Below are 24,165 nucleotides of genomic sequence, written 5' to 3' on the forward strand. Positions count from 1 at the left end.
TTTTCCGGAGAGATAAAGTAAAACTGTTATCTCTCTTTTTCATCATCTTCTTCTATCGGAATATATTTAAATAATTCTCCTGTTTCCATAGACTCCACGAGACGACTCAACCATTTGTAGTACTTGATCGACTGGCTGAGAATTCGCTGAATCTCCCGGGCTTCTTCTTTTATGGATTCTTCTGCTTCTTCCGACTGAATCAGCATATCCAATTGTTCCCAGGCGCTTTCGATAGCGCTCAAATTCGTCCGCACTTCTCTCTCCCACTGCTGGGCAAAGAAGTTGGTGAAAAAACGGAAAAAATCCTTTTCGGCTACGTAGGTCTGCTTTCGCTTTCCGCGCCGGTGCGTTTTCTTTACAACATTGAACTCCTGAAGCTTTCGTACTCCAGTGCTCATACTCGGTTTACTCATTCCGAGTTTTTCTCTCATTTCATCCAGCGTCATATCGCCTTCAACATACATTGTCCCATACAACGTACCAACGCTTCTGGTGACACCGTACAAATCCATGGTTTCAGCCAGGGAATCAATGATAATATCTTTGGCGCCTTCGAGTGACTCCCTCCATTCATCCTGGTGATGAGAATCCGTCATGGGCCCCTCCTTTTCTATTAAAAAAATTCAATTTGTTAAATATTTTCTTCACAGTATCTAATCTTAACGTATAAAAATTTCTTGTCAAATGCCTAATCAAAAATATTGGAATGTAATCTTTATGTGCATTCCCCGGGAAATAAAAAGGCTTCGGATATACTCGCACGCGCGAGAGAGCCTAATAAAAATTTTAAAATTTATTTATTTCAGGGTAATGACTCCGGGCGCTGGATGAAAATTTCCCTGCAGGTCTTTGACAAGATAATTGAAAGCTGATAGATTTAGGTTATTCAAAACGTTAAATATTTTTTTAACAAAGTTAACGACTAGGAGGCATACACATATGGATATTCGCATGTATATTGACGGCGAATGGGTCGACGCTGCTAACGGCAAAACCCGGGACATTATTAATCCGCTTGACCAAAGCGTTATTACGCAGGCAGCCGAAGGCTCCCGTGAAGACGCTGTAAAAGCCGTACAGGCTGCCCGCCGGGCATTTGACAAAGGACCATGGGCCGCTACTTCCGCTTCGGAGCGCGGAGCGTATGTATTAAAGGTCGCCCAGCTCATTGAGCGGGATAAGGAAGAACTCGCAGAGCTCGAAACGCTCGATACAGGTAAAACAATGACCGAAAGCCGTGCTGATATGGACGATATCGCCGGAGTGTTCCACTATTTTGCCGGACTTGCTGATAAAGACGGCGGCGAATATATCGCTTCTCCACTGCCCAATTCCGACAGCAAAGTTGTCCGTGAACCTGTCGGCGTATGCGGTCAAATCACCCCTTGGAACTACCCGCTGCTGCAGGCATCCTGGAAGATCGCACCGGCTATTGCAACGGGAAACACCATTATCGTCAAACCAAGTGAAATTACGCCGCTTACGACCGTCAAGGTATTTCAGTTGATGGAAGAAGCCGGTCTTCCGGCAGGCGTGGCCAACCTTGTGCTCGGAAAAGGCACCGACGTCGGTGCGGAGCTTTCTGAAAGCGTGGACGTGGACCTGATTTCCTTTACAGGCGGTATTGAAACCGGCCGTAAAATCATGCAGTCCGCCACCTCCAATATGAAAAAAATCGCCCTTGAGCTCGGTGGTAAAAACCCTAACATTGTTTTTGCCGATGCGGATTTCGATCTTGCCGTGGACCAGGCGCTAAACGCCGCTTTTTTTCATGCCGGACAGGTTTGTTCCGCCGGAGCACGGCTTTTGGTGGAGGAATCTATCCATGACGATTTCGTTAACGCGATCGTTGATCGGGTGAAAAACATTCGTCTCGGCAGCGGTCAGAATGAAGAAACACAGATGGGACCGCTTATTTCCGCAGAGCACCTGAGCAAGGTCGAAAACTATATCGACATCGGTAAACAGGAAGGAGCAACCGTTGCGGTCGGCGGCGGACGCCCAGACGACGAAACGCTCCAAAAAGGGTTCTTTCTTCTGCCGACAATCTTTACTGACTGCCGCTCCGACATGAGAATTGTGCAGGAAGAAATCTTCGGCCCGGTACTTACCGTGGAAACCTTCACTTCGGAAGAAGAAGCCGTGGAAAAAGCGAACGACACAGTGTACGGCCTTGCCGGCGCTACGTTTACCACCGACATCAGCAAAGCCGAGCGGGTGGCCTCCGGCCTCCGTCTTGGCACCGTCTGGATCAATGACTTCCATCCTTATTTTGCCCAGGCGCCTTGGGGCGGCTACAAGCAGTCCGGCATCGGCCGTGAGCTTGGCAAGGTCGGCATGGAAGAGTACACCGAAACCAAACACATCTTCCGTAACACGAACCCGGAAGCTCTGAATTTTTTCTAAAAAACCAGCAAAAAATACGGCGTCTTCCGCTTACGCGGGCTGACGCCTTCCTATAGACATAAACTCTATAAATCATTTCTCGTTTTTTTATGTTGAGTAAGTATCATTTTATTAATAACTCTCCACGAAATAACATAGTTGGATCAAAAGTTATTATATAGCTTCACACACATCGTTAAACAAAGAAAATCTTTGGGGGTGCACAATATGAGTGAAACATTTGACTATGTAATTATTGGTGGAGGAAGTGCAGGATCTATACTTGCGAACCGGTTAAGCGCAGATAGAAATAATAGCGTGCTTGTACTAGAAGCAGGGCGAAGTGACTATGCGTGGGACTTACTGATTCAGATGCCGGCGGCGCTGCCGTTCCCTGCAGGAAAGAGTCTCTATGACTGGAAGTATCTGTCTGATCCGGAACCATACATGAACGGCCGGCGCATTAAGCATGCGCGAGGAAAAGTACTCGGCGGATCCAGCTCTATTAACGGCATGATTTATCAGCGCGGGAATCCCCTCGATTATGAACGATGGGGTGCAGACGAAGGTATGGAGGAGTGGAACTACGCGCACTGTCTTCCATACTTCAAGCGGTTGGAAAACGCGCTGGCAGCTGAAGAAGGAGACGAGTTCCGAGGTCAGGACGGTCCGCTTAAGCTGGAACGGGGACCAGCAACGAGCCCGTTGTTCGAGGCGTTTTTTGAGTCAGCTGTAGAAGCAGGCTATACGCGCACACCGGACGTGAACGGTTACCGCCAGGAAGGATTCGGGCCATTTGATAAGCATATCCATAAAGGCAGAAGAATGTCTGCTTCCCGGGCATTTTTACACCCGGTCATGAATCGGAAAAACCTTACCGTAAGAACCCGTGCGTTTGTTGAAAGCATAGATTTTAACGGGACAAAGGCAGAAAGTGTAACCTATCAACACAACGGCAAAACGCTGAAGGTGAACGCAGGAGAGATCATTCTTTCCGGTGGCGCGATCAATTCTCCGCAGCTGCTTCAGCTTTCCGGTGTCGGGGACGCAGAACACCTGCGTTCGCTTGGAATCGAGCCGGTCGTTGATCTGCCGGGTGTCGGTGAAAATCTGCAGGACCATTTGGAAGCATATATTCAGTATTCCTGCCCGCAGCCGGTTTCCATGCAGCCAAGCTTGAATAAGTTGAAAATGCCTTGGATCGGCCTGCAGTGGCTGCTTGGCCGTAAAGGTCCCGCAGCGTCGAATCATTTTGAAGGAGGCGGCTTTGTCCGCTCTAACGAGACTGTTCCTTATCCGAATTTAATGTTCCACTTTCTCCCGGTAGCAGTACGCTATGACGGCAAGAAAGCAGATACAAAGCACGGATTCCAAGTGCACGTTGGGCCAATGTATTCTGATGCACGAGGAAGCCTGAAGATCCGCTCCAGGGATCCAAGGGAGCATCCAAGCATGGTGTACAACTACCTTTCCACGGAGCAGGATAGACGCGAATGGGTTGAAGCGATCCGCATTTCCCGTGAAATCATGGCACAACCAGCCATGAAACCATTCAATTCTGGAGAGATCGCTCCAGGGGACGCTGTACAGACAGACGAAGAAATTCTGGAATGGGTTGCGAATGATGCCGAAACGGCGCTGCACCCGAGCGGTACTGCGAAAATGGGGCCTGCTTCAGACCCAATGGCCGTTGTTGATCCGAAGACGCTGAAAGTACATGGTGTCGACAATCTTCGCGTCGTGGATGCCTCCGTCATGCCCTATGTGACGAACGGAAACATTCATGCACCGGTACTCATGATCGCTGAAAAAGCAGCGGACCTGATCCTTGAGCGTGAGCCGCTCGAACCGATGCATACAAAATTTTATCGTCACGGCGTTGATCCGTCGGATGCAGGGACAATTAAGTCCTAAAATAAAATATAAAAAGGATTCTTTTTATCCAGTGCAGCTTCTTGTAAAAGCCCTCGCTTTGGAAAAAAGGATCTTTTTTCATTCATTAAGGAGGATTTTCCCATGAGCATGAACATGAAAGTCGAAAGCATGTTAAGCTATCACACATTTGAAATGCCAACAGCAATCAAACACGGCATCGGTGCCATCAAACATATTGGTGAAGAAATCAAAGCCCTCGGCTCTGACAAAGTACTGCTCGTCACTGACCCGGGTATCCATAATGCAGGCGTAACAAAGCCTGTTATCGAAAACCTTGAAGCTTCCGGTGTAGAGGTCGTTCTCTTTAACAAAGTAGAGCCGAACCCTCCCGTACGCCTTATTGAAGAAGGCTCCAAATTTTACACAGCAGAAAACTGCAATGGTCTGATTGCTGTCGGCGGCGGAAGCTCGATGGATACCGCAAAAGCGATTGGCGTTGAAGCTACCCACGAAGGCTCGATTTTAGATTATGAAGCTGCTGAGGGCAAAAAGCCGCTGGAGCGCCGCATTCCTCCATTCATCACTGTACCGACAACAGCAGGCACTGGCTCTGAAGTAACCCAGTGGGCGGTGATCACAGACGAAGACCGCGAATTTAAATTTAACACTGGCGGCCCGCTCATCCCGGCATACGTAACCATCATTGATCCGGAGCTGCATGTTTCCATGCCTCCGCATGTAACTGCCATGACCGGTATTGATGCGATTGCTCACGCAGTGGAATGCTATACAATGAAATTCGCCCAGCCTGTGACAGATGCGGTCGCGCTGCTTGCGATTGAGTACGCTGCAAAATACATCCGCCGTGCCTATGCCGACGGTGAAGACCTTGAAGCCCGCTACGGCATGGCACAGGCTGCAATGCTTGCAGGTCTTTCCTACGGCAGTGAATCTGCTGGTGCTGCGCATGCCATGAGCCAGACACTTGGCGGTATGATTCCAGTAGCACACGGCCAGTGCGTCGCAGCTATGATGGGACCGGTAATGGAATACAACTGGAAAGGTGCCCCGGAGCGTTTTGCACGTGTTGCCCAGGCATTTGGCATCGACACCGCACGCATGAGCACCGAAGAAGCAGCTAAAGCTTCTGTCCAGTATATGTATGATCTCGCAGAAGAGCTCGACATTCCTTCTCTGGAAGAGCAGGGTGTAAATCCTGACATGACCGAGCGTCTTGCCAAAGAAGCAATGAATGACCCGCAGACAGAGGGCAATCCCCGCGACTTGAAAGTGTCCGACTACGAGTGGATCTACAAGCGCTGCTTCCATCAGGTGCCAAAAACCGTTTAATATTATCCTTACGCAAAAGCCGGAAAGAGGAGCGCCCTCTTTCCGGCTTTTTTATATTATATAGCACAGGTTTAAAACTCTTCGTATACCGCTGGGTCCTGATCATTTATGCGCCCGTCCGGCTGAGTCAACGAAGCAAGCATTTCCATTTCGCGCTCATCGAGCGAAAAGGAAAAGATCGAAAGGTTTTCAATCTGCCGGCGGGGCGACATCGATTTCGGTATCGGTATTGTGCCCAGCTGGTAATGCCAGCGCAGAATAATCTGAGATACCGTTTTATTATGATTATTTGCTATTTTACGAAGCGTTTCATCCTGCAGTACATCGCTCGCCTTTGCCAGCGGACTCCAGGATTCGGTTTGGATGTCATGCTTTTCGTGCCATTTTCTTGATTCTTCCTGATTAAAATACGGGTGCAGTTCAATTTGATTGATGCTCGGCTTCACGCCTGTCTCTTTTTCAAGATGTTCCAGGTGTTCCGGCAAAAAGTTACATACCCCGATGGAGCGGACAAGCCCCCATTTTTTAGCCTCAATCAACGCCTGCCATGCTTCAACGTAATGCCCCTGCTTCGGATTCGGCCAATGAATCAAATACAGATCATAGTAATCCAGCCCTGCGCGGTACAGCGATTCCTGGATTGCCGGCACGGCCTTTTCATATTTCTGATAGCGTCCTGGCAGCTTGGACGTTATCCGGAGCTCCTGCCTCGGTACAGAGCTGCGACGCACAGCTTCTCCTATCGTACCCTCATTTTCATAGTTGTATGCCGTATCGATCAGACGATAGCCTGCATGAATCGCCCGGTCCACAGCATTAGCGCCCTCGTTTCCAATCACCGCCGCGGTCCCAAAACCGATGACTGGAAGCGTCAGGCCATCATTCAGACGGATTTCCGGAATTGAACTATTCATCAATAACTCATCCTTTCCCTGAAAGCTCGAAATATGTTCATGCTTTTGTTCGGTAGTTCTCTTCCCTTTCCGGAAGGTTTATTAACCTGAGCAAAGACAGAAATACAGTATTTTTAAAAATTCCCGAAAACAAACATTCCGGCACAGCTTATACGCTTTGCAGCGAAATATCCAAAAGTCTTATCTCTGTTTCAGCGCTCTTTCTGCTCACGTATGGCGTGATATACCGCTCCAAGCAGATTGGAATGCTCGCGAAATCTGGAAGCAGCAAGCTCAGGCTTTAAAGTAGCTATTGGCAGGTGCTTCAAAATAACATCTATCTTACCGTTGATGTGCTCGATAAGGTCTTCTCTGGCACTAATACCGCCACCGATCGTAATTAGCGCCGGATCATACATATACTGAAGATTATAAATTCCGACTGCCAGATAATAATAAAATTCATCTACTGCCTTGAGAGCGTCCGGGTCCTTTTTATCTGCCAAATGGAAGACTTCTTCTCCTGAATATTTCTCTACAGGATGTTGTTTTGCTTTGGCAAATCTCTGCACTAATGCCTGCGTGGAAGCAAGGCTGCTCCAGGTGTCTTCTTCACCCGAAGCTGCACTGTTTAAAAGCATATAACCAAATTCCCCGCCATGCAGATGAGCGCCGCGATGCAACTCCCCGTTTTTTACAATGGCTCCGCCGATACCTGTGCCGATAACCACAGCAAGCATATCCCGCACCTGTGTCCCTGCTCCTTTCCATACTTCTGCGTAAGCCGCACTGTTCGCGTCATTTTCCATATAAACAGGGAGCAGGGTCGCTTCTTCAAACAATTCTTTAATATTCGGTCCGTGTAAATAAGGCAGAGCACTTGAGCCTTCAATGAAGCCTGTGCCAGTAACTGCCCCAGGCAGACTAACCGCCACAGCTTTTAAGGGAGTCGGCTGTTCTGCCAAATGCCCTACTTCTTTCTTTAAATCGCGTATAGTTTCAGGTGTTTTGATTTTTCCTTCCTGAACAATATCTCCATGTTCAGATACAAGCCCGTATTTAATAAATGAACCGCCTATATCTACAGCTAAATAAGTATCCATCCCTATCCTCACTTTTGGAAACAGCCCTTAAATTTATGTAAAAAGCCGCTTCAGATTCCGGATATCCCAGAAGCCTAAAGCGGCTTTTTTGTATTAATTCCGAATAAACGGGCTTGTTTTTACTTCATACCTCTGATGCCTTGCTTCTTTGAGTAAAAAAACATACTTGGCCTGATGAATTTTAAACTGGATCGTAAGCTCTTCCGACGGCTCCACGCTTTTATTCAACAGCTGCTGATACTGCTCCATTTTTTCCTTCGCATCGTAGAGATGGTCCTTCAGCCGTTCGAGCTCCTGTTTTTTAAGCTTCTTTTTCAATGGCATACAGATCCCCCTACAGCTCGCGACGTCCTTCAATGGCTTTTGATAATGTTACTTCATCAGCGTATTCCAAATCCCCGCCGATTGGCAGACCATGAGCAATTCTTGTCACCTTCATACCAGTTGGTTTTAACAGCTTCGAAATATACATAGCTGTAGCTTCTCCCTCAATAGTCGGGTTCGTCGCGATGATCACTTCCTGAATCTGCTCGTCCTGCAGCCGGGTTAACAGATCCGGCACGTTAATATCCTCGGGCCCGACACCGTCCATCGGGGAAATCGCCCCGTGCAGCACGTGGTACAGCCCTGAAAATTCCCGCATTTTTTCCATCGCTATAACGTCTTTAACGTCCTGCACGACGCATACGATAGAGCGGTCACGCTGCTTGTCCTGACAGATATAGCATGGATCCGTATCAGTAATGTGGTGGCAGACCGAACAATACGTCAGTTCCCGTTTTGCATTAACAAGCGCTTTGGCAAATTCGAGAACATCGTCTTCTTTCATATCTAATACATAAAAAGCCAGCCGGCCGGCCGTTTTCGGGCCGATGCCGGGCAGCTTCATAAAGCTGTCGATTAATTGCGAAATAGGTGTCGGATACTGCACCTGATCTCCTCCTAGAACATTCCGGGAATGTTCATTCCTTTAGTAAATTTCCCCATGTCCTGCTCAACAAGCTCATCCACTTTCTTCAGCGCTTCGTTCATTGCTGCAAGCATAAGGTCCTGAAGCATTTCAACATCGTCCGGATCAACAACATCTTCGTCAATTTCAATGTCTAAAATCTGTTTATCCCCGGAAGCTACTACTTTTACAGCTCCGCCGCCGGCAGTTGCTTCTACCGATTTTTCCTTCAGTTCTTCCTGAGCTTTCTGCATATCCTTCTGCATTTTCTGCATCTGCTTCATCATATTTGCCTGGTTTTTCATTATAAATTCCTCCTCATATTAGTGATCCACAACTTCGACAAAATCAGAGCCGAAGCGCTTCACTGCTTCTTCCACCAACGGATCCGGCGCCTCTTCCTGTGAATCTTCCGGAGCTTCGGTTTCTTCGCTCTCTGCTGCTTCCGTTCCATTTTCCTGCTGATGCTGCTTATAATCTTCCTTAACCCTTTCCCATTCATTTGAAAGGATCGTGTATGGCTCCAGTTCTTTCCCTGTGATTTCCCGAAGGGCGTCGATAACTTCCTGGCGGAACTTTGTTTCAATCATGTTGCGGTGCATTTCGTTTTTAAAAGCCAAAAGCACGGCTGTTTCATTCACAATCACTGGTTTAGAGTTGTTCAGCCAGGCATGTCCGGGCACGCTTCTCGCCCGCATCGCATTCATCACATTGTTCCATTGATTGGCCAGGTCCTGCAGGTCCTGCTTCGTCGCTGTCTTTAGAATCTCTTTGACTTTACCCTGTGACGGGGAAGAAGAAGCTCCTTTTTTGGAAGCACGCCTGGCCGGCTCCGGCTTCGGCTCTTCAGCTGCCGGAGCTTCCTGAACCGAAGCTGCCGGGGGCCCTGGTTTTTCTTTCAATGCTTTTTCAAGCGACGCAATACGGTTTTCGAGACGCTCAGTTCTGTCATCCGAAATACTGCTTTCTGCCACCGGGGCGGTACCGCCGGAAGAGAGGTGGCAGGACTGAATCAGCGCAACCTCCAAAAAGATTTTAGGATGACTCGACCAGCGCATATCCTGGTGAATTTTATTTAACTGATCAATCATCTGGTAAATCCATTCTGCCGGGACATCAGAAGACAGGGATTCAAATTCCTGATCAAGTGTAGCCCGGTCCAGCAGCTCCTGCATCCCCGGAGCTGCCTGGTGCAGCAGCATATCCCGGAGATAGTAGATGATGTCTTCCATAAAACGAACCGGATCTTTGCCTTCCTTTACCAGACGGTCAGCTGCCTGCACCGCTTCAGCTGTATTCTGTTCCTTCAATGCACGCACGGTATCTGTCAAAAACTGCTGCGAAACGGCACCAGTAATGGCCAGTACGTCTTCTGCCTGTACCGCATCTTCAGCAAACGACATTGCCTGGTCAAGCAGGCTGAGGGCATCCCTCATTCCACCTTCCGCCGCCCGGGCAATCAGGTAAAGTGCCTGCTCCTCTGCCGAATCCTGCTGCTCCTCAAGTATATATTTCATGCGTTCGACCAGCGTCTCCGGCTGGATACGCTTAAAATCAAAACGCTGACAGCGGGAAACAATTGTAAGCGGAATTTTATGCGGCTCCGTGGTAGCCAAAATAAAAACAGCATGCTTCGGAGGCTCTTCCAATGTTTTCAGCAGCGCATTGAAAGCCCCGGTCGACAGCATGTGCACCTCATCGATAATATACACTTTATAACGGATATCCCTCGGAGCGGCAATCACGTTTTCGCGGATATAACGAATTTCATCCACTCCGTTATTGGAGGCAGCGTCAATTTCTATCACATCAACGACTGAACCGTCCATAATGCCTCTGCAGGCATCACACTCGTTACATGGTTCAGCTGTCGGAGCCTGCACACAGTTAATTGCTTTGGCGAAGATCTTAGCGGCACTCGTTTTTCCTGTTCCTCTTGGACCGCTGAATAAGTAAGCATGGGAGAATTTTTCCTGCACGAGGGCGTTTTGAAGCGTTTTTGTAATATGTTCCTGGCCCACTACGTCTTCGAGCAGCTGCGGCCGCCACATCCGGTATAAAGCTTGATAGCCCAACCATGTTTCCCCCCTTCTTTTCCGTTTCTTCCTCTGTCCATTATACCTATTTATAAAGGTATTTTCAAAACTCAAACGACCTGAGGAGGCATGCAAATATAAAAATAAAACGACCCCTGAAACGGAATCGTTTAGCTGATATGTTTATAGAGCCGTGCACCTTTCTTCGACAATATTTTCATAAGCGTTACCTGCGCAGTTTGCTCGGTCCAGGCAGCTCTGCGGCACACGGAAGAGTCCGCTTACTGCTGCTTCCTTCCGGACCTGACAGGGTTCGCGGGTTTCCGTTGCGCAGAACCTGGACGTCAACACCACTTACGCAGGGCAGACCCTACAAAAATAAAGCCTCGGAAAGGGATTCGGTCTTGCTATAGCGGATTGCAAGTACAGGGCACCGCTACCTCCCCACTTAGCACGGCAAATGGGTTCACTATATTTAGGCACTTCTAATTGAAGCGCATTAATAAGTATATCTATTTTTTCGATAATATGCAACCGGTGAAGTTTAATCGGCAGACATGGATTTACAAGAGCTTTTACCGACTTCTTTTTCTTCCCATTCGGCAATTTTTTCTTTAATCAGATGAGGTGGTGTATGCATGATTTGCTCAGCCGGAACATTCAGCTTTTCGGAAAGCTTTTGCGCCGTTTCCACGGTAAATTGATTTGAACGCACTGGAAAACCTCCTGTTTATTCAATAATTTTGTTAAATATAGCACGGCCTGCTTCTATATTCCAAATAGAATTAAACGACTGTAGAGCTATTCCCCGTTTTCTTTCTTTTTATTCTTTTTCTTATCTCTCATTCGCCGGAAAAATGACGTGAGAAGACTTGCACAGGTGGTGCTTTCAACTTCGGGAATGACGTCACAGCGGTGATTAAAGCGCTCCTCCTGAAGCAGGTTCATCAGCGTTCCGGCGCAGCCTGCCTTTGGGTCGTACGCTCCAAAAACGACGGAAGGCACCCGGGACTGCACAATAGCCCCTGCGCACATCGGACACGGTTCAAGCGTAACGTAAAGCGTGCATTCCTCAAGCCGCCAGCTGTTTAAAAACGTACAGGCTTCCTGAATGGCAATCATCTCAGCATGAGCAGAGGCCTGCTGATCTTCCTCACGCCTGTTCCGTCCCCGACCGATCACTTCATTCTGATAAACGATGACCGCACCGATCGGCACTTCTCCAGCTGCTTCTGCCTGCTCTGCCTCGCGGATGGCTTCCTGCATCCAATATGTATGTAGATCCATTACCGTCTGCCCTCTTTTCACTCGTAACGGATAGTGGCGTTAAAAAAAACTGCCGTCTCGGGCAGTTATCACTGGTAAATTAATGGCGGAGGAGGAGGGATTCGAACCCCCGCGGGCCGCAAAGCCCCTGGCGGTTTTCAAGACCGCTCCCTTCAGCCAGACTTGGGTACTCCTCCGTGCTGAAAAATATGTAGCTTGGTGACTGACAACGATAATCATAGCACAGGCCCAACCGTTGATCAACCCATACAGAAAGAAAATTTCCCCGTTCCTCTACGGCTTATGGAACGGGGAGATATATTTTATACCGGTGCCTGCTGCTGCATCTCTTCAAATTCTTTACTTGTGCACAGCACGTAGTGATCCTTTGTTACTTCCCGGAATTCAGGCTCTTCGCTCTGGTCATGATCTTCCGGGTTATAAGCAAGCCGGCGTCTTGTGCGTTCGTGTACCGGATCCGGCTGTGGAATCGCGGATAGAAGCGATTTCGTATACGGGTGCAGTGGATTTCTGTAAAGCTCTTCACTCGAAGCAAGCTCTACCAGACGTCCAAAATACATGACACCGATACGGTCGCTGATATATTTTACCATGGACAAGTCGTGGGCAATAAACAAGTACGTTAAATCCTCTTCCCGCTGAAGCTTTTTCATTAAGTTAACGACCTGTGCCTGAATCGACACATCGAGAGCCGAAATAGGTTCATCGGCAATGATAAATTCCGGCTTCACAGCAAGCGCCCGCGCGATCCCGATCCGCTGGCGCTGGCCCCCGCTGAATTCGTGTGGATAGCGCTCCGCGTGTTCCCTGCTCAGCCCGACCGTTTCTAGCAGATCATACACACGTTGACGCCGCTCCTCTTTATCCTTTGCAAGTCCGTGAATATCAATGCCTTCCGCGATAATATCAATGACCTTCATCCGCGGGTTCAACGAGGAATATGGATCCTGGAAAATCATCTGCATCTGGCGGTTAAATTTTTTCAGCTCCGCCTTGGATTTTTTCCCCTGCACATTTTCTCCCTTGAACAAAACCTCGCCGCTAGTCGCTTCATACAGGCGGATAATCGAGCGCCCGGTCGTTGACTTTCCGCAGCCCGATTCTCCTACAAGGCCAAACGTTTCACCTTTATATATATCAAAATTCAAGCCATCGACTGCCCGAACGACACTCTTTCTGCCTGTTTTAAAGTGCTGACTCAGATTTTTGATTTCCAGTAATTTCTCATCACTCATATCTACTGTCCTGCCTCCCATTTCCCGTCCATCTCCTCAATGCGCTGCTGTACTGAGGCGGGTGGTTGTACATCCGGTGAGTTTTCGTGCAGCAGCCATGTCGCTGCGTAATGCGTCTCAGAGACCTGAAACATCGGCGGCTGCTCTTCATAATCGATTTTCAGCGCGTACCGGTTCCGGGGAGCAAAAGCGTCTCCCTTGGGAGGATGAAGCAGATCCGGAGGCGTCCCCGGGATGGCAAACAACTCTTCCTCGCGCTGGTCTACTGTCGGCATGGAGCCTAGGAGGCCCCATGTATACGGATGCTTGGGGTTATAAAAGAGTTCATCAACAGAACCGATTTCTACAATTTTACCAGCATACATAACTGCCACCCGGTCCGCCACATTTGCCACAACACCCAGGTCATGCGTAATGAAAATGATCGAGGTTTCAAACTCCTGCTGGATGTCTTTCATGATATCGAGAATCTGAGCCTGAATCGTTACGTCGAGCGCTGTTGTCGGCTCGTCTGCGATCAATACCTTCGGGTCGCAGGCAAGTGCAATAGCAATGACCACCCGCTGGCGCATACCGCCCGAAAACTGGTGTGGATATTGATCCATCCTTGCCTTCGCATCCGGAATCCGGACCAGCTCCAGAAGCCGCACCGCTTCTGTCTTCGCTTCCTCTTTGTTCATGCCGCGGTGCATCCGCAGCCCTTCCATCACCTGCGTTCCTACCTTCATCGTCGGGTTCAGGGACGTCATCGGATCCTGGAAAATCATCGCAAAATCCTTGCCCCGGTATTTGGTCATCTGTTTATCGCTCAGCTTGGCAAAATCCTCATCCCCGTATAGAATATTGCCGTTTTTAATATAACCCTTCGGCGCCGGAAGCAGGCCCATCAGCGCTTTTGTCGTCACCGATTTACCCGATCCGGACTCGCCTACGATCGCCAGCGTTTCCCCTTTTCCGACTGAAAAACTAATGTCTCTTACCGCCTGAACTTCACCGTTGGCGGTTTTAAAGGAAACACTTAAATTTTTCACTTCTAAAATGGTCTCATTACTCATGTTCGTTCCTCCCACATTCTAATCGCGCATCTTCGGATCAAACGCATCACGCATACCGTCAGCCAGAATATTAAAGGCAATCATTAACACCGACAGCACGACGGCTGGGAATATTAATACGTGCGGCGTAGTCTGCAGAGCATCAAAGCCGTTATCAATCAACACCCCGAGCGAAGCATTCGGCGCCTGCAGTCCAAGGCCGATAAAGCTCAGAAAAGCTTCGAAGAAAATCGCATTCGGAATTGTAAACATCGTGTTTATAATGATTAAGCCTAATGTATTTGGCACCAGATGCCTTGTAATAACTTTGGAGTTAGATAAACCGAGCGTCTGAGAAGCCAGCACAAATTCTTCGTTTTTCAGCTTAAGAATTTCTCCCCGGACGATACGAGACATCCCGATCCATCCGGTAATCGCAATCGCAAGCGATATGGAAAGGATACCCGGATCGAGTACGACAATCATCAGAATTAATATGACCAAATTCGGTATACCGGAGAGAATTTCGAGTATTCTTTGCAGAATGTTATCTGTCCTTCCGCCAAAGAAGCCGGAAATACCGCCATAGGCAACACCGATAAACAAATCAAGCAGCGTCGCAATCAGGGCAATGTAGAGCGATACCCTTGTACCGTCCCACGTTCTTGTCCACTGATCACGACCGAGCCGGTCTGTACCAAACCAAAAGTTCTCTTCCACCCCGGCTTCTGCATAAGTATCAACACTCGCCTGAACCTGGGCGGACCCTACCGAACCGTCGCCTTCACTCAGCGTTTCATATTCTACGTAGTCCCCTTCACCGAAACGGCTTTCAGCGTTCATCTGCGCCTGCTCGGCGGAGATATGCTCGAATACATAGGTTTCCTGGCCGTCCATATTTAAAAACCCAATGTTTTCTAAAACAGGTGCCTTTGGAGGCAGATTGGACCTCGATAAATCCTGCTCTCTCGGCGTGTATTCATTCATCATTGGGCCAAATATCGCGAGCAGCGTAATTAACACTAAAGCGGCCAGAGAAATCATAGCTGCTACGTTTTTACGCAGCGCGCGGAACGCATCCTGCCAGAACGTCCGGCTCTGACGGTTGATTTTCTCTGTTTCCCCCTCATTGACATCTGCCGGGGAAAACAATTCCTTATTATATTTTTTTTCTTTATCATTTTCGTGCTGCATAATATCTTATTTCCCTCCATCCAGGCGGATTCTCGGATCGATGATGCCGTAAAGAATATCAATGATTAAAATAATCAGAACGAACAAGAAACTGAAAAACAGCGTTGTTCCCATAATCATTGGATAATCGTTAGTCGTTACAGCTGTGACAAACTGTTCCCCGATCCCCGGCACCGCAAAGATCTGCTCGATAACAAGCGTTCCAGTCAACAGACTGACCGCAAGCGGACCGAGCACTGTAATTAATGGGATCAGCGCATTGCGCAGCCCGTGCTTCAAAATTACAGAAGACCATTTAACCCCTTTGGCTCTAGCTGTCATAATATAATCCTTATTAAGTACTTCAAGCATTTCTGTACGCATAAACCTCGCACAAATCGCCATAGGGAATATTAATAAAGCAATTGTCGGCATAATAGTGTGGGCAAACGTGCCCCACGTGGCGACCGGCAGCACCTGCCATTGCACACCTAAGTAATATTGAAGCAGCCCTGCAAAAATAAAGGAGGGAATAGAAGTTCCAATAACCGCAAGCAGCGTGGAACCAAAGTCTAAAATACCGTTATGAAAAATAGCAGCAATCAGCCCGAGTATAGCGCCTAAAATAGAACCTATGATTAACGACTGAATCCCGAGCTGCAGGGATGGGCCGATACGGTTCTCAAGTATTGAGGAAACGTCCCGGTTATCAAACTGAAAAGAAACCCCCAGGTCTCCCTGGACCAGGCCAAGCATGTAGTCAACATATTGCAGCGGCACCGGTTTATCTAATCCGTACTGCTCCAGCACAATCTGCTGCTGGGCTTCCGGCAGGCGGTCGGCAGCGCTCAGCGGTGTCCCCGGCATTAATTTCATAAGAAAGAATGTAATACTGGCGATAATAAAGAGGGTAATCACCATGTAGACAATTCTTGTGACAATGTAACGAGCCATGTGCTTTTTTCCTCCTTGGAGATTTCATGATGTTTTTCTTTGCTGCTCATATTTGTAAATTAACAGGAAACAAGGGAAAAGAGAGTATAAGCCAATTATCATGGATATACTCTCTTGCCCCCTGAAAATATTATTTTATTTAATTTTTATTCTTCTGTCGCGTCTTCGTTCATGTAGGCCCATTTGTATTCAAAATCAGGACCGGCAGAGTTTACGATAACTCCCTGCAGCGCCGGGTTCCAGAGATAAGCCTGGGAGCGCTGGTACAATGGTGAAATTGCGGCATCCTCTTCAATAAGAATCTGTTCCATCTGGAGGAAGTTGTCCCAGCGTGCTTCAGGCTCTGTAGCCAAATCACTGTTTGCTTCTTCAAGAAGGGAATCATATTCTTCGTTGGAGTAGCCCATATGGTTATTTTCGCCGTCAGTTTCAAACAGGTTCATGAATGTGTTTGGATCCACGTAGTCTGGTCCCCATCCAGCAAACTGCATGTCGTAATCCATGTTCGTGTCACGGTCCAGGCGTTCCTGGAAAGGCACTTCCTGAACATCAACAGTCAAGCCTTCAAGGTTGGTTTCCAGCTGTTCTTTAATATAGGCGTTAGTGTTTTGAGCTGTTTCTGTGTCATCTCCCAGGAAGCCAACCTCTACACTGTCGGTGCCGACTTCTTCAAGCCCCTGTTCCCAGAGATCCTGAGCTTCTTCTTTGTTTACTTCAGCAAGGTTTCCATTCTGCTCGCGGAAGTCTTCTTCACCATCCGGACTGAACACAAAGTTTGCAGGCATTAAGCCTTCAGCAGGAATAGAACCGTTGTTTAGAATCGTGTTCGTTAATCCTTCTTTGTCCACAGACATTTGGATAGCCTTACGAATATTTTCATTATCGAGGGCTTCATTGCCTTCCTGATTCATTTTAAGATAGAAAACAGTCGGCTCCTCTACCGTACGGAAATCCTGCTCCGTGCTGTATTCGTCCACAAATTCTGCACTAACTCCTGCACGGTCCACTTCGCCAGTATCGTAAAGGTTAACGCCAGTGGATACTTCTTTTACAACCTGTACGTTGATTTCTTCAAGCTGCACAGCGTCTGCATCCCAGTAGTCTTCATTTTTCACAAACGTCATGCTTTCACCCTGATTCCACTCTTCCATTGTGAACGGGCCGTTCGTCATCATGCTGTCTGGTCCCAGGGCATAATCATCTTCCTGCTCTTCAATAAATTCTTCATTTAATGGAAGGAAGGTTGGGAACGTAGCTAATGATTCAAAGTAAGGTGTCGCTTTTTCAAGTGTTACTTCAAGCGTATAATCATCCACGGCTTCGACTCCCAGTTCTTCGGGGTCTGCCTCGCCTTCACTGATCTCGGTAGCATTGTCGATAACGCCGCCCATCATGTAAGGGCCATACTCAGAAGCCGTTTCCGGATCCACGGCACGCTGCCAGGAATAAACGAAATCCTGAGCTGTGACAGGGTCGCCGTTTGTCCAGGTGGCATCCTCCCGGAGGTTAAATGTATACGTAAGCGCATCATCACTCACTTCCGGTTCTCCCATGGCAATCCCTTCTTCTGTCTCTCCGTTTTCACCCAGGCGGTAAAGGCCTTCATAAATTTCCCCTGTCCATTGAATACCATATGTATCCGTGGTGAGTGACGGGTCCATGGAAGGAATATCCGCAGACTGCGCCAGGTTGACTACCTGATCCCCGCTTGCCTGGCCTTCGCCGCCTCCGTCACCACCGCCGTTGCCTCCGTCTCCGCCGGACTCTCCGCCCCCGCCGCCGGAACACGCTGCGAGCACTGTGCTTGCTGTTAATGCAGAAGCTAATACTGTCATTTTTGTCTTTTTCATAAGATATGTTGACCTCCCCAAAACTTTCGTTATTTTATTGTGTAAAATTTCTGTTATCTCTGCATTTACAAAGTATACAAGAAATTGCGAATATTTTCATTAATTTTTTAATTTTTTTCGAAAATGAAAATTTATTCGCTTTGTCTATACGAAAAGCATTAATGTTTTTATCTGCAGGGCAATTATTCGTAAATGAAAGGTCCTATTCAGCGGTGGACAGCAATTGTGCTATAATAATGGGCATTATAAAATTCCTAAAGGAGTCCCGTTTATGCATTGGAAGCTGAATCTCTTTGTATTTGCCGCTAATTTAATAGCTGCCGGCCTGCTGTTTTTCATTTTTTCTCCGGCCTTTGAACTGCTGAATGTGATCAATTATGTGTTTTATGTAGGTCTGTTTTATCTAATCATTTTCATTGCAGCGTTTGTAATGCGCGGAGGATTTTTCGATGCCATTACCCACAGCTTTCGAAAAGTGGCTCACCGCCTTGCTCCCTCCAGACCTTCGACTCAAGGCTGGGAACAACGGCTTGCTCCTTCTGAAGTCATTCAGATTTCTTTTTTCCGTATGCTTTTCATTCAAACAACAGCGCTGATTATCCTGGATCTTTTGCTGCTTGCTGTATACTACGCAGCAAATTAAATTGGCCCGGCTTTATCTGCGCCCGTGGTACCACCACCTTTAATGTTTATTTTCATTCAGGAGTAAGGTAAGAAAACGAATCCTTATACTGTTTTAATTCAACGTTTACATCGGCATTCAAAATTCCGTCGATCTGTGCTAAATCTCTGTTAACAAAATTCACTAAATCCTCGTTATTTCTAAAATAAGCCTGTAAAATTAAATCATGATTACCAGAGAAAGCACCGACAAATCGCACTTCGGAAAAGCGCTGAAGCTTACTCGCAATTTCGTCCTGCATCCCGAGCTTTGTGCTCAGCCCGATGATCGTCTGCACATCTAGCCCAATTTTGTTCGGATTGGTATGTATGATAAATTCAAAGACATTGTGCCGGAGCATTTTGTTAATTCTTGAACGAACAGTCCCCTCACTCACTCCCAGACAGCGGGCAATTTCACTGTATGATTCCTTGCCGTTAGCCTGCAGATATCCGAGTATCGACATATCTACCTGATCTAATGAAACGCTCATTGGCATCCCTTCTCTTTTTCCCATTCTCACCTTGATGACCTTGCATCCTTTATTACGAATCACCGAGACAACCGCAGATCAATTTAGTAATTTCGTAACATTTCCCCGGGTGGATTAACGTAATTATAAGTAATTGTTCTTATTATTGCAATATTCGTGAAAGAATTTTATGAATTTTTTTGTAAGATTATATAACGCTATATAATTCGAAAACAGCCCGAAGATACTTCCCATACTACAATGTAATCGATTTCATTACAATCGTATCTTCGAAAGTATTTTGCATAACTATAAAAAACTCTGGCCGCCTAAAGCGTCCAGAGTTTTATCGAAGTCTGCTTATTTTGCTGTAATATACTCTTTGTTGCCCATATATCCGCGAAGCACTTCAGGAATCTTAATGCTGCCGTCCTCCTGCTGATGGTTTTCCATGATCGCTGCCACTGTTCGTCCCAGCGCAAGCCCTGAGCCGTTTAGCGTATGCACAAATTCTGTTTTCGCATCGCGGTCCCGCTTAAAGCGGATGTTTGCGCGCCTGGCCTGGAAATCCTCAAAATTACTGCAGGACGAAATTTCTTTGTAATCTTCATAGCTCGGAAGCCATACTTCGATATCATATTTCTTTGCTGCCGTAAAGCCTAAGTCTCCCGTGCACATGTTCATCACGCGATACGGAAGCTCGAGCAGCTGCAGTACTTTCTCCGCATGGCCGGTTAATGTTTCAAGCTCTTCATAGGAATCTTCCGGCGTCGTAAACCGTACAAGCTCCACTTTATTAAACTGGTGCTGGCGGATTAAGCCGCGAGTATCGCGCCCTGCTGAGCCTGCTTCAGAACGGAAGCAGGCACTGAACGCAGTATAGGCTTTCGGCAGCTCCTGTCCCGCGAGAATTTCTTCGCGGTGCATGTTCGTGACAGGCACTTCTGCCGTTGGTACGAGAAAATAGTCCTCTTCCCGGATTTGAAAAGCATCCTCCTCAAATTTTGGCAGCTGGCCAGTACCGGTCATGCTGTCGCGATTCACCATATACGGAGGAATCAATTCTTCATAGCCGTGTTCATCGCTGTGCAAATCCATCATAAACTGAATCAGCGCCCGTTCAAGACGGGCCCCTGCTCCTTTATAAAACATGAACCGGCTTCCGGTTACTTTGGCAGCCCGCTCAGCATCAAGCATATTCAGCTCTACGCCAAGCTCCCAGTGCGGCTTCAGGGCAAAACCAAATACCGGCGTCTCTCCCCATGCTCTTACCTCTTCGTTATCCGATTCATCTTCGCCAACCGGAACTGTTTCATGTGGAACATTTGGAATGGAAAGCAGAATCTGCTGCAGACGTTCATCCTTTTCACGGATTTGTTCATCCAGTTTTTTTACTCTGCCTGATACGTCCCGCATTTCCGTAATCAGTTCATCGGCGTCTTCTTTGTTTTTCTTTTTAGCTGCGATTTCATCGGATACGGTGTTGCGCCGCTGTTTTAACTCCTCTGTCTCCTGGATCAGTTCCCTGCGCTCACGGTCGAGTTCTTCAAAGGAATCCAGTTCACTGATATCTTCGTTCCGTTTCGAAAGCTGCTCTTTTACTGCATCAAAATCGTTTCGCAATCGTTTAGGGTCCAGCATAGCTGATGCCTCCTTCATAATAGTAGCTGTTCATATATTATAAAAAAGCCCCGTCCCTGTGAATCAGGGACGAGACTTTAATTTCCCGCGTTGCCACCCTCGTTGCAGTAAACATTACTGCCGGCTTCTTCTATCATCCATTAACGGGGACGAGCCGAAAACGGCTACTTACGTTCACCGTTTTACTCCGGACGGGATTCCTTTTGCCATTTCATCGGTTCACACCAGCCACCGACTCTCTGAAGAAAAAGGCAAAAGTACTATTGTCCATCAACACGATTATATTTATACATTTACTGCCGCCTGTGCTTCACGTACCATCTGTACGAAATACTGATGAAATCTGCGGTCGTTCGTCAGCTCCGGATGAAAGGAGCAGGAAAGCAGATGATCCTGCCGTGCCACCACGATTTCATCTTTATATTCTGCAAGCACTTCGACATTCTGTCCAACTTCCGTAATTAACGGAGCCCGGATAAATACCGCTTCGACGTCATCCGCGACTCCGCGAATGGAAAGCTCGGTTTCAAAGCTTTCACGCTGGCGGCCGAACGCATTACGCTGAACCGTCATATCCATCAGCTCGAGATGACCTTCCGGTTCGCCCACCACATCGGTAGCCATTAAAATCAATCCGGCACATGTGCCAAACACTGGTTTTCCTGCTTTGGCAAACGCCTGCAGCGGTTCAAAAAATTGATATTTTTCCACCAGCCGCCGCATCGTCGTGCTTTCGCCGCCCGGAAAGACCAATCCATCAATTTCTTCAAGCTGTTCCGGCCGTTTTACGATAATAACTTCCGTATCAGGGGCCTCTAAACTTTTGACATGTTCACGAACAGCGCCTTGAAGAGCTAAAACGCCGATTTTCATCATGAGTAAAAACCCCCTGCATTTATATTACTGGCTACGGTCCTGCATGCGGTCAAAGCCTTCAAGCTGGGAAATATCCATCCCGCTCATTGCAGTACCCAGTCCTTTGGACAGCTTCGCGATCAGCTCATAGTCTTCATAGTGAGTCGTCGCCTCTACAATGGCCCGGGCGAATTTATCCGGATATTCGGATTTGAAAATACCGGAGCCTACGAATACCCCGTCGGCGCCGAGCTGCATCATTAAAGCAGCGTCAGCTGGTGTTGCTATGCCGCCTGCTGCAAAGTTAACGACTGGAAGGCGTCCTTCTTCGCGAATTTGAAGCAGCAGTTCGTACGGCGCGCCAAGATTTTTCGCTTCTGTCATTAATTCGTCCTTCGAGAGGCCGATTACTTTACGGATCTGAGACTGGATCAAGCGCATATGGCGTACTGCTTCCACAATGTTGCCGGTGCCCGGCTCCCCTTTTGTCCGCAGCATGGAAGCCCCTTCACCAATACGGCGGGTCGCTTCACCGAGATCACGAGCTCCGCAGACAAACGGCACCGTGTACTCTGATTTATCCATATGATATACATCGTCCGCTGGTGTAAGCACTTCGCTTTCATCAATATAATCAGCGCCCAGCGATTCGAGCACCCGTGCTTCCACGATATGGCCGATACGTGCTTTTGCCATTACAGGAATCGATACAGCGTCCATCACTTCCTGAACAATTGTAGGATCTGCCATGCGGGCTACGCCGCCGGCAGCACGAATATCCGATGGCACCCGTTCCAGTGCCATAACGGCTACTGCTCCTGCCTCTTCGGCGATTTTCGCCTGTTCTCCGTTAACGACGTCCATAATAACGCCGCCCTTTTGCATTTCAGCCATGCCTCTTTTAACACGGTCTGTTCCTCTCTCTGCCATACTTCAGCCCTCCAGCTCCATTATTCTATCTATTGCCACCGGTTTAGCGGTGTAATAATAACACTCAGTAGCCCTATTGTAACACTATACTATGTCGGGATAAAGTATCTTGTTTGCAGCTGAAAAAGCTTTTCTGCCGGCTTTTATTTATCAGCATCTGCGTGCCGGACGCTGCTGAACAGGTTACTGACACTCTGCACAATATTTCCAAACCACCCGCGCTCCTCCACGGCTTCATCTGCTGTCAGAGGTACTTCTGTACGGCTCGTCCCGCCCTGCACATATGAGGCTTCGCTGTTGGTGACGAACACTGTGCCGACTTCTTCTCCCTTTTCGATCGGGGCTTCATTTTTAGAAACAGCAATTTCATATTCCGGTTCTATTTCCTCCGACGAAATCAGCTCCAGCTTTTCTCCAGCTTTCACGTCTATGCTTTCTTCCTGTCCGCCTTCAACTTCAATGGATGATTCCCCATCGATCTCTGCGCCCTTCTCCACGAGTGTCCGGCGTTCAAGCTCGCGTCCGGCATAATCGTACAGTTTAGCCGTTTCGGTAAAGCGCGACATTTTCGTTTCTGCATCCATCACTACCGATATATATCTGTTTCCGTCCTGTTCAATCGTTCCGGTAAAAGCATTGCCGGCCAGATCAGTGGTGCCTGTTTTCAGCCCGTCCACTCCTTCGTATTCCTGTTCGAGCCCTGGAAGCATTTTATTCCAGTTAATCATATCGATTGGTTCTTCCGCGCCTTCTTTGAATGTTTTTTTCGGAATGCCAGCCACCTCCAGCACTTCAGGATACTCATCCAAAAGATGGTAAGCCAAAAGGGCAGTATCGTTTGCCGACATCATGTTTTCTGCATTTTCTTCGCTGCCTTCCGGTGCATAACCCCTCATCGTGGAATTATTCAGCCCGGTCGCATTCACGAATTCATAATTTTCCATACCCAGCTCTCCGGCCTGCTGATTCATCCGGTCGGCAAAAGCTGCCTCACTGCCCTCGATATGTTCTGCCAGAGCTATCGTTGCACCGTTCGCGGAGTAAATAGCCATAGCCTCGTAGAGCTCTTCGACCGTATAGGTTTCGTCCTGGCGAAGAGGGACGTTTGATAAATTTGTCTGAAGAGAAAGTTCGCGCACTTTATCGCTGATTGCTACTTCATCGTTCCAACTGATGTCGCCGTCCTCGATTGCTTTATTTACTATGTATTCTGTCATCATTTTGGACATGCTGGCCGCAGAAAGCAGTTCATCGGTATTGTCTTCAAAAACTACCTGGCCTGTATCTGCATCTATCATAATAGAAGCGCTTGCTTCTATCTCAGGCTCTGCCGCTTGAGCCGGCACGCTGCCGAACGTCCAGATGGCTGCAGCCGCCACGCAGGAAACACCTGCTGTTTTCAACTTATTTCTCTTCAATCTCTGCACCTCCGTGGTGTTTTGCTATCGCATATTTTACCACAGCCCCATTTTAAAACATACC

23 protein-coding genes, 1 tRNA gene, 1 other RNA gene and 1 other annotated feature are annotated in these 24,165 nt (G+C 47.9%); of the genes, 4 read left to right on the plus strand and 21 right to left on the minus strand.

Translation table 11 applies throughout. From position 1 onward, the window contains the following. Positions 1–26: 26 nt before the first annotated feature. Complete coding sequence (gene cudC, locus ACTRXG_RS07705) at positions 27–596, minus strand: choline uptake/conversion transcriptional regulator CudC (RefSeq protein WP_474261201.1); 570 nt, start codon at positions 594–596, stop codon at positions 27–29. A 343-nt stretch (positions 597–939) separates the two neighbouring features. On the opposite strand from cudC, the gene betB reads away from it, so the two are divergent. The 3 genes from betB (at position 940) to ACTRXG_RS07720 (ending at position 5,610) form a co-directional block, all read left to right on the plus strand. After that, positions 940–2,406 (plus strand): betaine-aldehyde dehydrogenase, encoded by a 1,467-nt coding sequence (gene betB / locus ACTRXG_RS07710; RefSeq protein WP_474261202.1) that lies wholly within the window; start codon positions 940–942, stop codon positions 2,404–2,406. A 207-nt stretch (positions 2,407–2,613) separates the two neighbouring features. After that, positions 2,614–4,299 (plus strand): choline dehydrogenase, encoded by a 1,686-nt coding sequence (betA, locus tag ACTRXG_RS07715; protein WP_474284517.1) that lies wholly within the window; start codon positions 2,614–2,616, stop codon positions 4,297–4,299. Positions 4,300–4,401: 102 nt separating this feature from the next. Then, positions 4,402–5,610, plus strand: coding sequence for an iron-containing alcohol dehydrogenase (locus ACTRXG_RS07720; RefSeq protein ID WP_474284518.1), 1,209 nt, complete (start codon positions 4,402–4,404; stop codon positions 5,608–5,610). 71 nt (positions 5,611–5,681) lie between these two features. Here the strand turns inward: ACTRXG_RS07720 and ACTRXG_RS07725 are convergent, their stop codons facing one another. The 15 genes from ACTRXG_RS07725 to ACTRXG_RS07795 all read right to left on the minus strand — a co-directional run bounded on the left by ACTRXG_RS07725 (position 5,682) and on the right by ACTRXG_RS07795 (position 18,124). Further along, positions 5,682–6,524: an aldo/keto reductase gene (locus ACTRXG_RS07725; RefSeq protein ID WP_474261205.1), complete on the minus strand. Its 843-nt coding sequence runs from the start codon at positions 6,522–6,524 to the stop codon at positions 5,682–5,684. Positions 6,525–6,715: 191 nt separating this feature from the next. Further along, positions 6,716–7,606, minus strand: coding sequence for an ROK family protein (locus ACTRXG_RS07730; RefSeq protein WP_474284519.1), 891 nt, complete (start codon positions 7,604–7,606; stop codon positions 6,716–6,718). A 93-nt stretch (positions 7,607–7,699) separates the two neighbouring features. Next, positions 7,700–7,930 (minus strand): YaaL family protein, encoded by a 231-nt coding sequence (locus tag ACTRXG_RS07735; RefSeq protein ID WP_474284520.1) that lies wholly within the window; start codon positions 7,928–7,930, stop codon positions 7,700–7,702. A 10-nt stretch (positions 7,931–7,940) separates the two neighbouring features. Next, a complete protein-coding gene (recR, locus tag ACTRXG_RS07740; RefSeq protein WP_091615138.1) occupies positions 7,941–8,537 on the minus strand; it encodes a recombination mediator RecR in 597 nt (198 codons plus the stop codon). An 11-nt stretch (positions 8,538–8,548) separates the two neighbouring features. Beyond that, on the minus strand, positions 8,549–8,860 hold the full coding sequence (locus ACTRXG_RS07745; protein WP_022792923.1) for a YbaB/EbfC family nucleoid-associated protein: 312 nt from the start codon (positions 8,858–8,860) through the stop codon (positions 8,549–8,551). A gap of 18 nt (positions 8,861–8,878) precedes the next feature. Continuing rightward, on the minus strand, positions 8,879–10,630 hold the full coding sequence (gene dnaX, locus ACTRXG_RS07750) for a DNA polymerase III subunit gamma/tau (protein ID WP_474284521.1): 1,752 nt from the start codon (positions 10,628–10,630) through the stop codon (positions 8,879–8,881). Positions 10,631–10,782: 152 nt separating this feature from the next. Further along, positions 10,783–11,048: signal recognition particle sRNA large type (gene ffs, locus ACTRXG_RS07755), an RNA gene on the minus strand. A gap of 87 nt (positions 11,049–11,135) precedes the next feature. Beyond that, positions 11,136–11,306, minus strand: a complete 171-nt coding sequence (locus ACTRXG_RS07760; RefSeq protein ID WP_322525327.1) for a YycC family protein — start codon at positions 11,304–11,306, stop codon at positions 11,136–11,138. Between the two features lie 86 nt (positions 11,307–11,392). After that, positions 11,393–11,878 carry a tRNA adenosine(34) deaminase TadA gene (gene tadA, locus ACTRXG_RS07765; protein WP_474284522.1) on the minus strand — a complete coding sequence of 162 codons (486 nt, stop codon included), beginning with the start codon at positions 11,876–11,878 and terminating at the stop codon, positions 11,393–11,395. 83 nt (positions 11,879–11,961) lie between these two features. Continuing rightward, positions 11,962–12,054: transfer RNA gene (locus tag ACTRXG_RS07770), tRNA-Ser, on the minus strand. A gap of 126 nt (positions 12,055–12,180) precedes the next feature. Then, positions 12,181–13,113, minus strand: coding sequence for an ABC transporter ATP-binding protein (locus tag ACTRXG_RS07775; protein WP_474261391.1), 933 nt, complete (start codon positions 13,111–13,113; stop codon positions 12,181–12,183). A 2-nt stretch (positions 13,114–13,115) separates the two neighbouring features. Next, entirely contained in the window at positions 13,116–14,168 is a 1,053-nt protein-coding gene (locus tag ACTRXG_RS07780; RefSeq protein WP_474261216.1) for an ABC transporter ATP-binding protein, read from the minus strand. An 18-nt stretch (positions 14,169–14,186) separates the two neighbouring features. Then, complete coding sequence (gene opp3C, locus ACTRXG_RS07785) at positions 14,187–15,341, minus strand: oligopeptide ABC transporter permease (protein ID WP_474284523.1); 1,155 nt, start codon at positions 15,339–15,341, stop codon at positions 14,187–14,189. Positions 15,342–15,347: 6 nt separating this feature from the next. Further along, positions 15,348–16,274: an oligopeptide ABC transporter permease gene (gene opp3b / locus ACTRXG_RS07790; RefSeq protein ID WP_474284524.1), complete on the minus strand. Its 927-nt coding sequence runs from the start codon at positions 16,272–16,274 to the stop codon at positions 15,348–15,350. Positions 16,275–16,420: 146 nt separating this feature from the next. After that, positions 16,421–18,124 carry a peptide ABC transporter substrate-binding protein gene (locus tag ACTRXG_RS07795; protein ID WP_474261218.1) on the minus strand — a complete coding sequence of 568 codons (1,704 nt, stop codon included), beginning with the start codon at positions 18,122–18,124 and terminating at the stop codon, positions 16,421–16,423. A gap of 271 nt (positions 18,125–18,395) precedes the next feature. Between ACTRXG_RS07795 and ACTRXG_RS07800 the strand changes: the two genes are divergently transcribed. After that, a complete protein-coding gene (locus ACTRXG_RS07800) occupies positions 18,396–18,767 on the plus strand; it encodes a DUF3899 domain-containing protein (protein WP_474282200.1) in 372 nt (123 codons plus the stop codon). Positions 18,768–18,819: 52 nt separating this feature from the next. Here ACTRXG_RS07800 and ACTRXG_RS07805 read toward each other — a convergent pair whose 3' ends face one another. From ACTRXG_RS07805 to ACTRXG_RS07825, 5 genes are all read right to left on the minus strand, one after another. Next, the gene (locus ACTRXG_RS07805) at positions 18,820–19,278 is read right to left on the minus strand and encodes an Lrp/AsnC family transcriptional regulator (RefSeq protein WP_022792933.1); all 459 of its coding nucleotides are present in this window, start codon (positions 19,276–19,278) and stop codon (positions 18,820–18,822) included. Positions 19,279–19,617: 339 nt separating this feature from the next. Next, a complete protein-coding gene (serS, locus tag ACTRXG_RS07810; RefSeq protein WP_474284525.1) occupies positions 19,618–20,898 on the minus strand; it encodes a serine--tRNA ligase in 1,281 nt (426 codons plus the stop codon). Between the two features lie 62 nt (positions 20,899–20,960). After that, positions 20,961–21,181: a binding site (T-box leader), on the minus strand. A 2-nt stretch (positions 21,182–21,183) separates the two neighbouring features. After that, positions 21,184–21,774: a pyridoxal 5'-phosphate synthase glutaminase subunit PdxT gene (gene pdxT, locus ACTRXG_RS07815; protein ID WP_474284526.1), complete on the minus strand. Its 591-nt coding sequence runs from the start codon at positions 21,772–21,774 to the stop codon at positions 21,184–21,186. Positions 21,775–21,798: 24 nt separating this feature from the next. Continuing rightward, a complete protein-coding gene (gene pdxS / locus ACTRXG_RS07820) occupies positions 21,799–22,683 on the minus strand; it encodes a pyridoxal 5'-phosphate synthase lyase subunit PdxS (protein ID WP_091615168.1) in 885 nt (294 codons plus the stop codon). A gap of 143 nt (positions 22,684–22,826) precedes the next feature. Next, the gene (locus ACTRXG_RS07825; RefSeq protein WP_474284527.1) at positions 22,827–24,101 is read right to left on the minus strand and encodes a D-alanyl-D-alanine carboxypeptidase family protein; all 1,275 of its coding nucleotides are present in this window, start codon (positions 24,099–24,101) and stop codon (positions 22,827–22,829) included. Between the last annotated feature and the right edge of the window lie 64 nt (positions 24,102–24,165).

This window comes from Marinococcus sp. LNSP9103-4 (assembly GCF_056034345.1).

Excerpts from the sequence above, each read along its gene's own strand:
- cudC (WP_474261201.1), bottom strand. The coding sequence starts at position 596 with ATGACGGATTCTCATCACCAGGATGAATGGAGGGAGTCACTCGAAGGC.
- betB (WP_474261202.1), top strand. The coding sequence starts at position 940 with ATGGATATTCGCATGTATATTGACGGCGAATGGGTCGACGCTGCTAAC.
- betA (WP_474284517.1), top strand. The coding sequence starts at position 2,614 with ATGAGTGAAACATTTGACTATGTAATTATTGGTGGAGGAAGTGCAGGA.
- ACTRXG_RS07720 (WP_474284518.1), top strand. The coding sequence starts at position 4,402 with ATGAGCATGAACATGAAAGTCGAAAGCATGTTAAGCTATCACACATTT.
- ACTRXG_RS07725 (WP_474261205.1), bottom strand. The coding sequence starts at position 6,524 with ATGAATAGTTCAATTCCGGAAATCCGTCTGAATGATGGCCTGACGCTT.
- ACTRXG_RS07730 (WP_474284519.1), bottom strand. The coding sequence starts at position 7,606 with ATGGATACTTATTTAGCTGTAGATATAGGCGGTTCATTTATTAAATAC.
- ACTRXG_RS07735 (WP_474284520.1), bottom strand. The coding sequence starts at position 7,930 with ATGCCATTGAAAAAGAAGCTTAAAAAACAGGAGCTCGAACGGCTGAAG.
- ACTRXG_RS07745 (WP_022792923.1), bottom strand. The coding sequence starts at position 8,860 with ATGAAAAACCAGGCAAATATGATGAAGCAGATGCAGAAAATGCAGAAG.
- tadA (WP_474284522.1), bottom strand. The coding sequence starts at position 11,878 with ATGGATCTACATACATATTGGATGCAGGAAGCCATCCGCGAGGCAGAG.
- ACTRXG_RS07775 (WP_474261391.1), bottom strand. The coding sequence starts at position 13,113 with ATGAGTGATGAGAAATTACTGGAAATCAAAAATCTGAGTCAGCACTTT.
- ACTRXG_RS07780 (WP_474261216.1), bottom strand. The coding sequence starts at position 14,168 with ATGAGTAATGAGACCATTTTAGAAGTGAAAAATTTAAGTGTTTCCTTT.
- opp3C (WP_474284523.1), bottom strand. The coding sequence starts at position 15,341 with ATGCAGCACGAAAATGATAAAGAAAAAAAATATAATAAGGAATTGTTT.
- opp3b (WP_474284524.1), bottom strand. The coding sequence starts at position 16,274 with ATGGCTCGTTACATTGTCACAAGAATTGTCTACATGGTGATTACCCTC.
- ACTRXG_RS07795 (WP_474261218.1), bottom strand. The coding sequence starts at position 18,124 with ATGAAAAAGACAAAAATGACAGTATTAGCTTCTGCATTAACAGCAAGC.
- ACTRXG_RS07800 (WP_474282200.1), top strand. The coding sequence starts at position 18,396 with ATGCATTGGAAGCTGAATCTCTTTGTATTTGCCGCTAATTTAATAGCT.
- ACTRXG_RS07805 (WP_022792933.1), bottom strand. The coding sequence starts at position 19,278 with ATGAGCGTTTCATTAGATCAGGTAGATATGTCGATACTCGGATATCTG.
- serS (WP_474284525.1), bottom strand. The coding sequence starts at position 20,898 with ATGCTGGACCCTAAACGATTGCGAAACGATTTTGATGCAGTAAAAGAG.
- pdxT (WP_474284526.1), bottom strand. The coding sequence starts at position 21,774 with ATGATGAAAATCGGCGTTTTAGCTCTTCAAGGCGCTGTTCGTGAACAT.
- pdxS (WP_091615168.1), bottom strand. The coding sequence starts at position 22,683 with ATGGCAGAGAGAGGAACAGACCGTGTTAAAAGAGGCATGGCTGAAATG.